Origin of the sequence: Kribbella sp. CCNWLW201, assembly GCF_037203805.1 — a bacterium.
Lineage (GTDB): Bacteria > Actinomycetota > Actinomycetes > Propionibacteriales > Kribbellaceae > Kribbella.
On sequence record NZ_JBBCBQ010000011.1, the window covers coordinates 183,058 to 197,434 of the forward strand.

Here is a 14,377-nt window from a genome sequence, read left to right on the forward strand (position 1 = left end):
CCATGGGTGGTGTGGTTGCCCGGAGGTGGATCGGGTTCAGTGCGGCGCGTGGGCCCGTGGCGCTTGTGGTGCTCGTGGTCGGGGTGGCCGCGGTGGCGGTGGCCGTGGGTGGGCGGGAGTTGGTGTTCGGGTATCAGAGCCCGGCCGCACATCTCGTGCTCGAGACCGTCAACGCCTGCGTCGCGCTGCTGCTTGCTTACCTGGTCTATGGGCGGTTCCGGCGGAGCAACAAGTGGCAGGATCTCCTGCTGCTGCAGGGACTTACGCTGCTCGGAACGGCGAACGCGCTGCTCAGTGTCACGCTCGTGGAGGCCGATCCGGTAGGCCCGGTCGGCTTGTGGCTGCCGCCGTCCCTGCGGATCCTCGGAACGTTGCTGATCGCAGCGTCCGCCCTGCTCCCAGGCCGCACGGCTCGTCTTCGCGGCTCGCGGTACTGGGCGCTCGCGCCGGTTGTCGTGGCGGTAGCAGTGCTCGGTGCGGTGTTGTCGTGGCGAAGGGACTCGCTGCCGCGGGCTGCGCTGGGTGGCGGCGCGGGGTTCTCCTCGAGTACGGACGGGCACGCGGCTCTGCTGGTCGCGCAGATCGTGACGCTCACCTGTTTCGCCGTGGCTGCAGTGGCGTTCACCATCCAGGCACGAAGTCGAGACGACGTACTGCTGCGCTGGCTCGGTCCGGCGTGCGCGTTGGGTGCGTTCGCGCGGCTGAACTACCTGATCTTTCCTTCGGATCACCCTGACTGGTTGTACAGCGGCGACGTACTGCGGACCGGTTCCTACTTCCTCCTGCTCATCGCCGCCGGCCGGGAGATCAGCAGGCACTGGGCCGCGCAGGCCGAGGCCGCGGTGGCCGAGGACCGGCGGCGGGTGGCCCGCGAGATGCATGACGGCGTCCTGCAGGAGCTCGGCTACATCCGCTCGGAGATCGCGGCCTTCACGGTCGAGGACCGGCCACGGGTCGAGCGGGTCCTCGGGGCCAGCGAACGTGCGCTCGACGAGGCGCGGCAGATGCTCGAGGCACTCGGCCGGCCGGACAACGAGCCGCTCGGTCTCGTGCTGCACCGCGCCGTCGAACAGGTGGCGCAGCGGTACGGCGTCACCCTCGACCTGGAGCTGGACGAGTCGATCGTGGTCGACCGGCCGCAGCGGCACGCGCTTGTCCGAATCGCGAGGGAGGCGATGCTGAACGCCGTACGTCATGGCAGGGTGGAACGGGTCAAGCTCGAGCTGGGCCGCGATGCCGAGGGGAGTTATCTGCGGGTCGCCGACGACGGGGCCGGTTTCGACCCAGGGGTGCGGCAGACCGGATTCGGGCTGATCAGTATGCGCGAGCGTGCGGAGGCTCTGCCCGGGACCTTCGAACTCAGCTCGCGGCCAGGCAGGGGGACGACGGTGATGATCAGGTGGTGAACCCGGAACCGCATCGGGTCGTGATGGCCGACGACCATCCGCGGCTGCGGGCGCATATCCGGCAGGCCCTGGAGGCGGGCGGCTTCGAGGTGTGCGCGGAGGCAGCCAACGGACCGGAGGCCGTCCGGTTCACGCAGGAGCACCAGCCGGACGTCGTCCTGCTCGACATCCACATGCCCGGCGGCGGGATCCGGGCCGCGGCGGAGATCGCCCGGCTGTTGCCGGAGATCGCGATCGTGATGCTCACCGTCTCCCGGGACGACAACGATCTGTTCGACTCGCTCCGGGCCGGGGCGTCCGGCTACCTGCTCAAGGACACCGACCCCGATCGGCTGCCCGCCGCGCTGCGCGGGGTGCTGTCCGGCGAGGCCGCGATCCCGCGGTCGCTGGTGGCCCGCATCCTGGACGAGTTCCGGGAGCCGGGCCGGCGGCGGCTGGGCCGGCGATCGAAGGCGGCCGGGTTGCTGACGTCACGCGAATGGGAGGTGATGGCCCTGCTCGGTGAAGGGTTGACCACCGACGACGTCGCCAAGCGCCTGTTCCTGTCGCCGACCACGGTCCGGGTGCACATCTCGTCCGTACTGCGCAAGCTTCGCGTCAAGGACCGTCAGTCGGCCATCGACCTGCTGCGCGACGACCGGTCGTGACGACCAAGACCGACCGTGGGGGCGGCTCCCCCTCCCCGCCGCCCACACGATCGGTCTGCTCCTCCCCGAAGTCCTACTTCCGCAGGTCGAACTGCGCCGAGACAGCGCTGGTGAAGCTGCTGTCCGAGACGGTGACCTTGTAGCTGCCCGCCGTCAGCGCAGCGCCGGTGTGCTGGCTGAGCTTGGTCGACAGGTTGTAGATGTACTGCGTGTCCGACCAACGCATCTGCAGTCCGTTGGTGGCCACGGTCTCGAGCGCGGTCTCGTTCAGCGTGCCGTCCGGCGTGGCGTCGAGCTTGGACAACGCGACGGTCGGGGTCAGCGTCGAGACGGCGGCTCCGTCGCAACCGGTGACCGTGATCTTGACCGGGATGGTGCTGCCGAGCTTGAACACGCTCTTGGTTCCGGTGGAGTTGATCGGCTGCATGATCGCGCTGGGCGTGTTCTGGGTGGCGAAGGACGCGGTGGCCGCGTCGTTGCCGCCGTCGTCGTCCATGACCGAGACACCGATCGTGTAGGTGCCGTTCGCGCCGTACGTGTGGGTGCCGGCGACCGCGGCGGTGGCCGGGTCGGCGACCGTCGTTGCACTGTCGCCCCAGGAGATGGCGGCGGTGTGGGTGTCGCCGGTGCCCGGGTCGGTGAACGGTGCGCTGACGGAGACCGCGCAGGCGCTGATCCTCGTCGCGGTGACCGGGCCGACCGTCGGTGCCACGTTGGACGCGGTCCAGTCGAAGGTCTCGGTCGCAGCGGCGTGCTCGCCGTCGCTGGCCTGCACGACCACGCTGCCGGTCGCATCGTCGGTGGTGCTGTGCGACCACGACCAGGTGCCGTCGCCGTGGTCGGTGACGGTTCCGGCGCCGCTCACCTTGCTGATCGTCAGAGTTTGGTTGCCATCGGCATCGGTGAAGGCGCCGGCCGTAGTCAGCGCGGAGCCTTCGTCGCCGTTCCCGTCGGCCGGTGCCGCGGCTGCCGCCGGGGCGTAGGAATTCGGGTCGCAGGCGTTGCCGAGGGCGTCGCCATCCGCGTTGGCCTGGTCGGCGTTGGCCGCCGCCGGGCAGTTGTCGGACGCGTCCGGTACGCCGTCGTTGTCGCCGTCAGGGTCGACGACCACCGGGGTCGTCACGTCGATGGGAATCCGGACGTTGTTGTTGAAGGTCCCGGAACCGGTGGTGTTGGTGCTGATCGTCGCGGTCACGGTGCCGTCGACCGCGCCGGCCGCGGCGGTGAAGCTGACCGTCTGGGCCACTCCACAGCCGGTGAAGCTCAGCGCCGCCGGCGAGGCGGTCACACCGGCCGGAGTGATGAAGGTGATGACGAACTGCTCGCCCGGATCGATGTTGCAGCCGGGCTCGCTGTCCCCGCTGTTGGCGACCACCCGGACGTCGGCCGATCCGGTCGACGCCGGGTCGCCGGCGACCAGTGACACACTGGCGGTGCCCTCCACCGTGTCGTTGATGTTGTCAGCGTGCGCGATGCCACTGACAGTGAGGGCGGCGGCCGCGGCAATTGCCGCCCCCGTGGCCGCTCGCCGCGCCATCGTGCCGTGCTTGGTCATGTGTTGCCTTCCCCGTGATTGATGTGCACCCCTCCGCGCACACCAGTTGGCGGTAACGCTAGGTAACAATCTCCGCCCAGGCCAGGGACCAAAGTCCCTTTGAGCGTTCAAACACCTAAACGCTCGCGGCGGAGGCACCGGCGGGGGAGGCGCCGGGCACGGCACGGGATGGTCACGATGCGCAGTTCGAGGGCTGCCGCTTCGGGCCCGGTTTCGCTACCTTTGGGTATTGGTCCCTCGATTTGCAGGAGGCTCCGTGAAGATCAACGACGTACTGCGCGGCAAGGGCAACCAGGTCGTCACCATCTCCCCAGAAGCCACTGTCACCGAACTGCTCGCCCTGCTGGCCGACCACAACATCGGCGCCGTCGTGGTGAGCCCGGACGGAACCTCCGTGGCCGGCATCGTCTCCGAGCGGGACGTGGTCCGGCTCATGAACGGCACCCCGGACGCGGGTGACGTCCGGGTCAGCTCGATCATGACGTCCCAGGTCCACACCTGTACGCCGGACGACCACATCGACAACCTGATGCGGCTGATGACGGACCGCCGGATCCGGCACGTCCCGGTCGTGGTCGACGGTGCACTGACCGGTCTGGTCAGCATCGGCGACGTGGTCAAGTCCCGGATCGGCGAGCTCGAGTTCGAGCGCGAGCAACTGTCGAACTACATCAGCCGCTAAATCCCCCGCGTAGGCGCCGCCAGAGGTCTACAGTCCGTCCATGGAACCGACACCTCCCACGGGCGGGGACTCCGGTACGCCGTCGTCCGGGCAGCCTCCGCACGCCGGGCCTCCCTACCCTGGCTCACCGCAGCAGCCGGGGCCCGCACAACCAGGCCCTGGGTACGGCGGCCAGCCGTACGGTCAACCGCCGTACCCAGGCCAGCCGCCCTACCCGGGTCAGCAGTACCCGGGTCAGCAGTACCCGGGCCAACCGCCGTACCAAGGCCAGCAGTACACCGGCCCGCAGAAGACGAGCGTGCCGGCGATCCTGTCGCTCGTGTTCGGGGTGATCGGCGGGATCCTGATCAGCGTCATCCTGGGCGTCGTCGCGCTCGCCCAGATCCCCAAGAAGAACCAGAAGGGCAAGGGGCTGGCCATCGCCGGCCTGGTCATCTCCGGCGTCTGGCTGGTCGGGCTCGTCGTACTGGCGGCCGTGTTCGGCGACGGTGAGCCGGACCGGGACGCCTCGGGTCAGGTCACCACGACGCAGAACGCCCGAGCGGACAAGCTCCGCGTCGGTGACTGCGTGAAATCGATCAGCGAGGCCGCGGAGGTCCGCAATCTCGAGCTGGTGCCCTGCGACCAGCCGAACGGCGGGAAGGTGTTCGCCGTGTTCGAGCTGCCCGCGGGAAAGTGGCCGGGGCTGACCGCCGTCCAGACGGCCGCGGAGAAGGGCTGCGTCGACCGGTGGACGGCGACGGGCAAGCAGCTCGCCGACAACGAGGACATCATCTACCTGCACCCCATCGAGACCGGCTGGAGCCTCGGCGACCGCGGCGCGACCTGCCTGGTCACACCGAAGTAGCGAAGGCCAGCAACACCATCCCGAGCACGAAGAGCAGGCCGAGGCCGAGCAGAGCGGTCCCGATCAGGCCGCAGATCTGCCCGGCCTGGGCCATGCCCCGGTTGTTGTAGACGCCGGGCGACGCGTCGATCTCGGCGAGGGCCTGGCTGCCGAGCCACCAGGCGACCGGCGAGACGACCAGCAGGCCGGTGCACAGCGCGATCGCGCCGAGCACCAGGGAAACGGTGGCCTGCGAGTGGTCCCGGAGGATGCCGTACGCGGGCTGGTTCGGGAATCCGGGCTGGAGCGGGTATGACGGCGACCAGAAGGTGTGGGTCCGGTCCGTCGCGTCGGTGGGACGATCCGTGAACGACATGCTGCTCCTCTGCTCAGTGCCCCCGGGTACTGAGCAGAGGAGGGCAGGCCGTCAGCTCAGTTCGATCAGGTCGCCCATCGCCAGCTGGGTCAGCTGCGGCCGGACGTCCTTCGCTTCTCCTACGACGACGACCAGTAGGCCGTTGGTTCCGACGTACCGGCGGTAGGCCTCGGTGGCCTCGTCGGCGGTGGTGGCGGCGATCTGGGCCAGGTAGGTGTCGGCGAAGCCGATCGGTACGCCGTTCGCGATGTTGCTGCCGACCTGCTGGGCGACCGAGTCGGCCTGCTCGTACCGCAGCGGGGCGGTCCGGATCAGGCTGTCCTTCGCCTCCTGGACCTCCAGCTCGGTCAGCCCGTCACGCGCCTCCCGCAGGATCCGGAGCGCGTCGCTGATCGCGGCGCCGGTCACCTCGGTGCGGACGGCGCCGCCCAGGCTGAACGTGCCGCCCTTGCGCGGCGCGGCGAAGCTGGTCCGCGTGCCGTAGGTGTAGCCCTTCTCCTCGCGCAGCACGGTGTCGACGCGCGAGGTGATCGTGCCGCCGACCACGTGGTTCGCGACCGCGGCCGCGCCCCAAGCGGGATCGCGGCGGTCCGGACCGGCGCAGCCGATCAGGAGCTGGCTCTGCACGGACCCCGGCCGATCGACCAGTACGACGCGATCGCCCGGGATGTAGAGCGGTTCGGGTGTGTCCACCGCAGGCCCGGACGCGGAGGTCCAGCCGCCGAACGCCTCGTCGATGATCCCGGCCACGTCCACGCCGGTCGCGTCACCTGCGAACAGGATCTGGGCCCGGCCCGGGCCGATGTTGTCGCGGTAGAACTCGGCCACCCGCACGTTGGTCAGCGGCCGGATCGTATCCGGCGTACCGGCGGTCGGGCGGGACCGCCGCGTCGACTGGTCGAACAGGTTCGCCGCGAACGCCTCGCGGGCCCGGTAGCCGGCGTTCGCCCGCTCCTGGTTGATCTCGCCGAGCCGGATCGTCACGTGCCGGCCGACATCGGCCTGGTTGAACGCGGGCCGGGTGACCGCCTCGGCGAGCAGCTTCACCGCCGGGGCCAGGTGGGACACCGGCACCGAGATCTCCACGTGCAGCGCGTCCGAGCTGACATCCACGCCGTACGCCGCTCCGTGCCGCTCGAGAGCGGCGGCGAACTCGTTGGCCGATCGCAGCTCGGTGCCCTCGTCGAGGGTCCGGGACATGATCGTCGCGACGCCCTCGACCTCACGCGGCTCGGCGATCAGCGGCATCGCGATCGTCACCCGGACAGTGGCGACGTACTGGCCGGGGCGGTCGAAGACGTGCACCGGGGTGCCGGCGGCGGTCGTGGTGGTGATCGCGTCCGGGAACTTCCACGGGCGGGGAGCGCCGACGGACGGCGGAGTGGTCAGAACCTGGTTCATGCTTGCTCTCCTGCCGTCTCGGTACGGCGGTAGGTCACCTGGGCGCGGCCGGAAGCGCGGATCCACTGTGATGCCGCGTTCTGGACCTGCTCCACCGTCACCGCGCGGACCTGGTCGATCCGGGTGTTGATCCGGTTCGGGTCGCCGAACAGCAGCGCGTGGTGGGAGATCTCGTCGGCCCGGCCGGCGCAGGTCGCCAGCTGCTCCAGCCAGTCCCGCTCGGCCTGCGCCTGAACGGTGGCCAGCTCGTCCTCGGTGATCCCGCCCTCGGCCAGCTTCTCGATCTCCTCGAGCAGCGCGTCCTCGACCTTCTGCAGGTCCACGCCGTCGGAGGCGATCCCGGTCAGCGTGCCGAACGAGACCCCGCCGATCAGCGGCAGCGCGCCGCCGGACACCGACTGCGCGATCTGCTCGTCACGGACCAGGCGCCGGTTCAGCCGGCCGCTCTGACCGGCGGCGAGGATGTCGAGCGCGAGACCGGCCGCGTCCAGCTCCGGCGTCCCGTCGACGGGCAGCCGGAACATCATCGTGATCAGGTCGGACGGTACGTCGGAGACGACGTCGTCACGCAGTACGTCGGTCAGCGGGCCGATCGTCCCGTCCGGGGCGGCCGGCGGCTTCGCGATCGCCGGCAGGTGGCCGAAGTACCGCTTGGCCGCGTCGAAGGCGTCCTCCTCGGAGACGTCACCGACGATGGTCAGGACGGCGTTGTTCGGGCCGTAGTACTTGCGGAAGAACGCGTGCACGTCCTCCACCGAGGCGGCGTCGAGGTCGGCCATCGAGCCGATCGTCATGTGCGCGTACGGGTGGTCGGCCGGGAAGGTGAGCTTGACCAGTCGCTCGTAGGAGTCGCCGTACGGGCGGTTGTCGTAGCTCTGCCGCTTCTCTTCCTTCACCACGTCGCGCTGGTTGTCCAGGTTCTCCTGGTTGACCGCGTCGAGCAGGTAGCCCATCCGGTCGGCCTCGAGCCACAGGGCCAGGTCGAGTCCGCCGCTGGGCAACGACTCGAAGTAGTTGGTCCGGTCGAAGAAGGTGCTCGCGTTCAGGCTCGCGCCGGCGGTCTCCAGCAGGCTGAAGTGCTGACCGGACGCGACGTTGCGTGACCCCTGGAACATCAGGTGCTCGAACAGGTGCGCAAACCCGGTCAGTCCGGCCGGCTCGTGCCGTGATCCGACGTCGTACCAGAGGTTCACGGCAACGATCGGTACGGCGCGGTCCGAGCTGACGACGACCCGTAAGCCGTTGTCGAGCGTCTGCTCGGCGATGGGGTAGGTCAAGGGCATGCCAGCCACCCTACGTGGTCCGCGAATTCCTCGCGTTGAGATGTCGATCTCGCCCAGGCTCGCGCATCGGAGTGGTAGATGCTGGATTCAGACCGACACACGAGAGGTGACATCAGTGGGCAAGTGCCTGGTGATGATCTACGACAACGAGGCGGCGTGGGCGGCTGCCGACCCTTCGGTCGCCGAGGCGAACCACCAGCGGCACCAGGCGTTCGCCGCGGCCAACGGGGCCGCACTTCGCGGCGGTGCTCAGCTGGGTGAGAGCGACACCGCGACGTCGATCCGCTCCGACGGCAGCGGCGGGTTCGTGGTCACCGACGGGACGTTCGTCGAGACCAAGGAAGTGATGGGCGGTTACTACCTGATCGAGGCGGCCGACCTTGACGAGGCGCTGGCGATCGCCAAGCAGGTGCCGGCGCCGATGGGCGGGGTCGAGGTTCGGCCCATCATCAACGGTGGATGACTCGGTCGCCCAGGCTGTGGCGGAGGCCCATTCGAGTGAGTGGGCCTTCGTTCTGGCCGCCACGGCCCGGGTGGCGGCGGACCTGGATCTGGCCGAGGACTGTGTGCAGGACGCGTACGCCAAGGCCCTTGTGCACTGGCAGGAGCAGGGCATCCCACGGCGGCCGGGTGCGTGGTTGACGACCGTTGCCACTCGCCGGGCGCTGGAACTCGGGCGCCGGGCCGGAGTGGCGGAGCGGAAGCTGCCGCTGTTGATGCCGGACCCGGTCGACGATCTCGGCGCGGAGGTGTTCCCGGACGACCGGTTGCGGCTGGTGTTCACCTGCTGCCATCCGGCGCTGGCGCAGGAGACGCAGATCGCGCTCACGCTCCGGCTGGTGTGCGGGCTGTCGTCGGCGGAGATCGCGAAGGCGTTCCTGGTCAAGGAGACCGCGATGCAGGCCCGGATCACCCGGGCGAAGCAGAAGATCTCGAAGTCGGGGATCGCTTACCGGATCCCGCGGCTGACCGAGCTGCCGGAGCGCATCGACGCGGTGCTGGACGTCGTACACCTGGTCTACACGGCCGGGCACACGGCTGCGGATGGGGCGGAGCTGTCACGGCCGGACCTGGCGCAGCGTGGGCTTGATCTGGCGCGGATGGTGCGACTGCTGCTGCCGGACAGCGGTGAGGCTACGGCGCTGCTCGCGTTGCTCCTTCTGACGCAAGCGCGGCAGGCTGCCCGGGTCGACGTTGCCGGGCAGTTGGTGCTATTGGAGGACCAGGACCGTTCTGTGTGGGACCGGTCGCTGATCGAGGAGGGCCTCGCCCTGGTGCATGAGGCCTTGGGGTGGCCGGTGGGTCGGTTCGGGCTGATGGCTGCTACCGCTGCCGTGCATGCCGAGGCGGAGCGGTGGGAGGACACCGATTGGCAGGAGATCCTCGGGTTGTACGACCTCCTGCTGGCCCGCTGGCCGTCACCGGTCGTCGCACTCAACCGCGTGGTGGCCCTCAGCTACGTCGACGGTCCGGAGGCCGCGCTGCGAGAGCTCCGCTCGTTGGCCGACGACCCGACGCTCGCCACCTACCCCTACCTGGCATCCACGCGCGCTGAACTGTTGCGCCGTACCGGCAACTGGACGGAGGCCGTCGCCGCCTACGAAGAGGCGCTGGCGTTCACCAGCAACGGTGTCGAGGCTGATTTCTTGGTACGGCGGATTACTCGAGGCGCTTGAGGACCTCGTCGTGGAGGCGGCCGTTGGTGGCGACGGCGTTGGGGCCGTTCGGGCCGGGGACGCCGTCGACCGAGGTGAACTTGCCGCCGGCCTCGTCGACGATGATGGCGAGCGCGGCCATGTCGTACAGGTTGAGCTCGGGTTCGGCGGCGATGTCGACGGCGCCCTCCGCGACCAGCATGTACGACCAGAAGTCGCCGTACGCGCGGGTCCGCCAGCAGGAGTCCATCAGGTCGGCCCACTGGTTCTTCTTGCCGAGCTTCTCCCACCCCTTGAGGGAGGCGTACGACAGGGACGCGTCCTCGATCTTGCTCACGTCGCTGACCCGGCACGGCTGCGACGAGTGCAGGGCGCGGCCGGTCCAGGCGCCGTCGCCGTACGACGCCCACCAGCGCTTTCCGAGGGCCGGGGCGGAGACCACACCGACGACCACCTGGTCCTCGATCATCAGGCTGATCAGCGTCGCCCAGACCGGGACGCCGCGGATGTAGTTCTTGGTGCCGTCGATCGGGTCGACCACCCAGCGGCGCACACCCCAGCCGGAGGTCCCGTCCTCCTCGCCCACGAACGCGTCCCGCGGCCGGGCCCGGGCGAGCGTCTTGCGCATTACATCCTCGACCTTCTTGTCCGACTCGCTCACCGGGGTGAGGTCCGGCTTGGTGGCGACGTGCAGGTCGAGCGCCTTGTAGCGGTCCATCGTGGTCGAGTCCGCGTCGTCGGCCAGGATGTGGGCGAGCCGCAGGTCATCCGTGTGCGAAGGCATGCCGGAAGGCTAGCCTGATCGCCCGCTCAACGGGGTAGTGCCTCCTCAAGAAACGTTCGGCACGCCTGGCGGCGCCCCAGACGCCCGCTGGCGGCGTTGTCGTCGTCGCGCAATGCTCCGCATTGCTCTCCTCCTCCGCCTTGCCAGCGAACGACTGGACCACCGCCAGTCGCACCAACGTCTCTCGAGGAGGCACAGGTGTCCGCAAAGGTTGCGGAACGGTTGCGGCGTGGATTGAACCGAACGGGGTCGTTGAACGTGCAGTTAGTGTCTGATCACGTCGACGACTGCCATGGAGGCGTCAATGTTCGAGCGCATCGGGGACCTGCCACTGCATGTGCTGGTGATTCACGCCGCGGTGATCGTGCTGCCGGTGGCTGCCCTCACCGCGATCGCCTTCGCGGTCCTGCCGGGCTGGCGCTGGCTGCTCCGCTGGCCGGCCCTGCTGCTCGGGCTCGGTTCGCTGGTCCTCGCGTACGTCGCGAAGGAGAGCGGGGAGGCGTTCGTCGCCGCCGTGCCGACGCTGGAGCAGGCGGTGCGGGTGCACAAGGACCGGGGCAACCTGCTGTTCTGGTACTGCCTGATCTTCGCGGTGATCGCCGTCGCCGCCTTCCTGCTGCTCGGCGGCACGTCCGCGCTGGCCAACGGAAAGGGTGCGAAGGCAACGAAGAGCAGGCCGCTGGAGCTGCTCACCAGCGCGGCCGTCGTGGTGATCGGCGTACTGGTCATCTGGCAGACCATCCGCACCGGTGACGCGGGTGCGAGGGCGGTCTGGGACGGGCAGTTGCCTAAGTAGCCTCTGCGGCCGGTGGGGGACTCTCACGACCTTCGCGGCTGGCGAGGAGGCGCCTGAAGGAGGCGACGCGTTCGCGGTCGACGCCCTCGGCCTCGTCCAGGGCGCAGTCGGGTGCGGTCTCGGTATGGGTACAGCCGCGCGGGCAGTCCTCGGCGACGTCGGCCAGGTCGGGGAACGCGTGGATCAGCTTGTCCGGATCGACGTGGGCCAGGCCGAACGAGCGGATGCCCGGGGTGTCGATGATCCAGCCGCCGGCCGGCAACCGCAGTACCAGGGCGGTGACCGACGTATGGCGGCCACGACCGGTCACCTCGTTGACCACGCCGATCGCCCGGTCCGCGCCCGGGATGAGCCCGTTGACCAGGGTCGACTTGCCGACGCCGGAGTGGCCGACGAAGACGCTGGTGCGGTTGTCCAGCTGCTCCTGGAGAGCGCTGAGGTCGCCGCCTTGCTGGGTTGCGACCGATTCCACGCCGAGGGGGCGGTAGATGGACAGCAACGGATCCGGGTCGGCGAGGTCGGTCTTGGTCAGACAGAGCAGTGGACGCATCCCGGCGTCGTACGCGGCGACGAGGAAGCGGTCGATCAGGCCGGTCCTGGGTTCAGGGTTGGCGACGGCGACGACGATGACGAGTTGGTCCGCGTTCGCCACCAGAGGGCGTTCGATCGGGTCGTCGTCATCGGCCGAGCGGCGAAGCAGCGTCGTACGGGGGAGGACTTCGACGATCCGGGCGAGGGTGCCGTCGTCGCCGCTCGCGTCGCCGTCGAGTTTGACCTGGTCGCCGACGATCACGCCCTTGCGGCCGAGTTGCCTGGCCTTCATCGCGGTGACGACCCGATCGCCGGGCTCGACCCAGCACGTGTAGCGGCCGCGGTCGCGGGTGATGACGAAGCCGGTGGCGGCGTCGTCGTACGAGGGGCGGTCCTTGGTCCGCGGCCGGGTCCGGCGCTTCGGCCGGTCGTACCGGGCCTCCTCGTCGTACCGCGACATCAGCTGACGAGCCCCGACCAGAGCTCGGGGAACTCCGGCAGCGTCTTTGCCGTGGTCCCGATGTTCTCGATCTGCAGGCCGTGGACGAGCAGCCCGAGTACGGCGGCCGCGTGCGCCATCCGGTGGTCGTGGTACGTGCCGAAAAGTCCACCATGCAAGGGCTTCGGCCGGATCTCCAGACCGTCCGCCGTCTGCGTCACGTCACCGCCGAGCGCGTTGAACTCGGCCTCCAGCGCCGCCAGCCGGTCCGTCTCATGGTTGCGCAGATGAGCGATCCCGCGCAGGTACGACGGACCGTCCGCGAACGCAGCCACCGCGGCGATCACCGGCGAGAGCTCACCGACCTCGCTCAGATCGAGGTCGACACCCTGCACCCGGCCGGTCCCGCGCACGGTCAGCCCGTCGTCGGTGCGGGTCACCTCGGCGCCGAAGCGGGTGAAGATGTCACGCAGTTGATCGCCCGGCTGGGTGGTCTCGGCCGGCCAACCGGTCACGGTGACCTCTCCGCCGGTGAGGACGGCCGCGGCCAGGAACGGTGCGGCGTTGGACAGGTCCGGCTCGATCGCGGTATCCAGGGCCCGAATGGGGCCAGGGGCAACGACCCAGCGGTTCGGCTCGCTGTCGTCGACCTGGACGCCGCGCTCGCGCAGCATCGCCACCGACATGTCCAGGTGCGGCTGCGACGGCACCGGCTTCCCGTCGTGGCGGATGTCGACGCCCTCGTCGTACCGGGCGCCGGCGAGCAGTAGGGCGGAGACGAACTGGCTGGAGCCGGACGCGTCCAGGGTGACCTTGCCGCCGCGGACCGAGCCCGCGCCGGAGACGGCGTACGGCATCCGGCCGGTGCCGTGGTCGTCGATCTGCACGCCGAGGGAGCGCAGGGCGCCGAGGATGACGTGCATCGGGCGCTCGCGAGCGTACGGGTCGCCGTCGAACTCGATCACGCCGTCGGCCAGCGCCGCCACCGGCGGAACGAACCGCATCACGGTGCCGGCCAGGCCGCAGTCGACGCTCGCCGGGCCCTTGAGCGAGCCGGGGGTGACGGTGACCGTGCTGCCGTTCTCGGTGATGCCGACGCCGAGGGCGGTGAGCGCGGCACGCATGAGCGAAGTGTCGCGGGCCGCGAGCAGGCCGGTCAGGTGGGACGGGCCGTCCGCGATCGCGGCGAGGATGAGCGCACGGTTACTGATCGACTTCGATCCGGGCACCGTGACCCGGCCACTGACCGGTCCTTCCGCCCGTGGCGCCGCCCAGCCCTGCTCCTCGCTCATCCCACTCCTTCGGCTCGATTCTCAGCACTGAGCCTAGCGTCACCGGAGCTGGGCGCTGTCCGGGAGCGTATCGGAGTCTGGATCAGCCGAGGTGGAGCTCCGCCTTTGCGAGCCGGGCGGCCTGCTTGGCGTCGTGGGCGAACTGCTTGGCCTCCCGCTTGGCCGCCTTCGCGCCGCGCTTGGTCTCGCGCTTGGCGGCCCGGGCGCCGTGCGAGGCGCGCCAGGCGACGCCCGGCTTGCCCTCGGTGTCGACCACCGCGAGCAGCAGCCCGCCGAGCAGGCCGAGGTTCTTCATGAACTGGATCCGCTGGACGGCCCGGGCTTCCTTGTCCTTCACCTGCCAGAACGGGTGCCCGGCGACGGTCACCGGAACGAGCGTCGCCGCCAGCGTCGCGGCACCCAGCCGCCGGCCCTTGCCGCTCGCCAGGGCGAGACCGCCGAGGATCTGGACGGCGCCGTTCAGCCGGACCAGGTTGACCGTGGTCTCGGGGATGCGATCACCGATCTGTGGCGGCGCGACCTTCTTCACCATCGGCACCAACCGGTCCGTCACCGGCTGGGCCTTCGGTACCAACGGCTCCGGGTTCCGGATCGAATTCGCACCTTGGACGACGAAGATCATCGAGAGCAACGGCCTGGCCAGTGCGCGCACGACAGTCATGCCTCCTTCATACACCAAGAGTTGTGTGACTCCCGGTACCCAA

At 69.7% G+C, this 14,377-nt stretch carries 15 protein-coding genes; 7 read left to right on the plus strand and 8 right to left on the minus strand.

Going from position 1 to position 14,377, the window contains the following annotated elements; genetic code table 11:
- Positions 1 to 2: 2 nt before the first annotated feature.
- Complete coding sequence (locus tag V9K99_RS35255) at positions 3 to 1,406, plus strand: sensor histidine kinase (protein ID WP_337011878.1); 1,404 nt, start codon at positions 3 to 5, stop codon at positions 1,404 to 1,406.
- On the plus strand, positions 1,403 to 2,053 hold the full coding sequence (locus V9K99_RS35260) for a response regulator transcription factor (protein ID WP_337011880.1): 651 nt from the start codon (positions 1,403 to 1,405) through the stop codon (positions 2,051 to 2,053). The genes V9K99_RS35255 and V9K99_RS35260 overlap by 4 nt, the downstream gene beginning before the upstream one ends.
- A gap of 73 nt (positions 2,054 to 2,126) precedes the next feature.
- Here V9K99_RS35260 and V9K99_RS35265 read toward each other — a convergent pair whose 3' ends face one another.
- Entirely contained in the window at positions 2,127 to 3,608 is a 1,482-nt protein-coding gene (locus V9K99_RS35265) for a PxKF domain-containing protein (RefSeq protein WP_337011882.1), read from the minus strand.
- Positions 3,609 to 3,864: 256 nt separating this feature from the next.
- Here V9K99_RS35265 and V9K99_RS35270 point away from each other — a divergent pair, with 256 nt between their 5' ends.
- Together V9K99_RS35270 and V9K99_RS35275 are read left to right on the plus strand one after the other, a co-directional pair.
- On the plus strand, positions 3,865 to 4,290 hold the full coding sequence (locus V9K99_RS35270; protein WP_337011884.1) for a CBS domain-containing protein: 426 nt from the start codon (positions 3,865 to 3,867) through the stop codon (positions 4,288 to 4,290).
- Positions 4,291 to 4,330: 40 nt separating this feature from the next.
- The gene (locus tag V9K99_RS35275) at positions 4,331 to 5,137 is read left to right on the plus strand and encodes a DUF4190 domain-containing protein (RefSeq protein ID WP_337011886.1); all 807 of its coding nucleotides are present in this window, start codon (positions 4,331 to 4,333) and stop codon (positions 5,135 to 5,137) included.
- Here the strand turns inward: V9K99_RS35275 and V9K99_RS35280 are convergent.
- Genes V9K99_RS35280 through V9K99_RS35290 form a run of 3 tightly spaced genes read right to left on the minus strand, consistent with a single transcriptional unit; the run spans position 5,124 to position 8,176 of the window.
- Positions 5,124 to 5,492 carry a DUF4190 domain-containing protein gene (locus tag V9K99_RS35280; protein ID WP_337011887.1) on the minus strand — a complete coding sequence of 123 codons (369 nt, stop codon included), beginning with the start codon at positions 5,490 to 5,492 and terminating at the stop codon, positions 5,124 to 5,126. The two genes, V9K99_RS35275 and V9K99_RS35280, sit on opposite strands and share 14 nt — an antisense overlap.
- 51 nt (positions 5,493 to 5,543) lie before the next feature.
- Positions 5,544 to 6,893: a M16 family metallopeptidase gene (locus V9K99_RS35285; protein WP_337011888.1), complete on the minus strand. Its 1,350-nt coding sequence runs from the start codon at positions 6,891 to 6,893 to the stop codon at positions 5,544 to 5,546.
- Complete coding sequence (locus tag V9K99_RS35290; protein WP_337011889.1) at positions 6,890 to 8,176, minus strand: M16 family metallopeptidase; 1,287 nt, start codon at positions 8,174 to 8,176, stop codon at positions 6,890 to 6,892. Before V9K99_RS35290 ends, V9K99_RS35285 begins: the two co-directional genes overlap by 4 nt.
- A 115-nt stretch (positions 8,177 to 8,291) precedes the next feature.
- Here V9K99_RS35290 and V9K99_RS35295 point away from each other — a divergent pair, with 115 nt between their 5' ends.
- Positions 8,292 to 8,639: a YciI family protein gene (locus tag V9K99_RS35295; RefSeq protein ID WP_337011890.1), complete on the plus strand. Its 348-nt coding sequence runs from the start codon at positions 8,292 to 8,294 to the stop codon at positions 8,637 to 8,639.
- Positions 8,632 to 9,852 carry an RNA polymerase sigma factor gene (locus tag V9K99_RS35300; protein WP_337011892.1) on the plus strand — a complete coding sequence of 407 codons (1,221 nt, stop codon included), beginning with the start codon at positions 8,632 to 8,634 and terminating at the stop codon, positions 9,850 to 9,852. The genes V9K99_RS35295 and V9K99_RS35300 overlap by 8 nt, the downstream gene beginning before the upstream one ends.
- Here V9K99_RS35300 and hisN read toward each other — a convergent pair.
- The gene (gene hisN, locus V9K99_RS35305) at positions 9,836 to 10,615 is read right to left on the minus strand and encodes a histidinol-phosphatase (RefSeq protein ID WP_337011895.1); all 780 of its coding nucleotides are present in this window, start codon (positions 10,613 to 10,615) and stop codon (positions 9,836 to 9,838) included. The two genes, V9K99_RS35300 and hisN, sit on opposite strands and share 17 nt — an antisense overlap.
- 304 nt (positions 10,616 to 10,919) lie before the next feature.
- Between hisN and V9K99_RS35310 the strand changes: the two genes are divergently transcribed.
- Positions 10,920 to 11,411, plus strand: a complete 492-nt coding sequence (locus tag V9K99_RS35310; protein ID WP_337011897.1) for a hypothetical protein — start codon at positions 10,920 to 10,922, stop codon at positions 11,409 to 11,411.
- Here the strand turns inward: V9K99_RS35310 and rsgA are convergent.
- The 3 genes from rsgA to V9K99_RS35325 all read right to left on the minus strand — a co-directional run bounded on the left by rsgA (position 11,404) and on the right by V9K99_RS35325 (position 14,334).
- Positions 11,404 to 12,402: a ribosome small subunit-dependent GTPase A gene (rsgA, locus tag V9K99_RS35315; RefSeq protein ID WP_337011899.1), complete on the minus strand. Its 999-nt coding sequence runs from the start codon at positions 12,400 to 12,402 to the stop codon at positions 11,404 to 11,406. The genes V9K99_RS35310 and rsgA overlap by 8 nt on opposite strands.
- On the minus strand, positions 12,402 to 13,673 hold the full coding sequence (gene aroA, locus V9K99_RS35320; RefSeq protein WP_337011901.1) for a 3-phosphoshikimate 1-carboxyvinyltransferase: 1,272 nt from the start codon (positions 13,671 to 13,673) through the stop codon (positions 12,402 to 12,404). The genes rsgA and aroA overlap by 1 nt, the downstream gene beginning before the upstream one ends.
- Before the next feature lie 82 nt (positions 13,674 to 13,755).
- Positions 13,756 to 14,334, minus strand: coding sequence for a DoxX family protein (locus V9K99_RS35325; protein WP_337011903.1), 579 nt, complete (start codon positions 14,332 to 14,334; stop codon positions 13,756 to 13,758).
- Between the last annotated feature and the right edge of the window lie 43 nt (positions 14,335 to 14,377).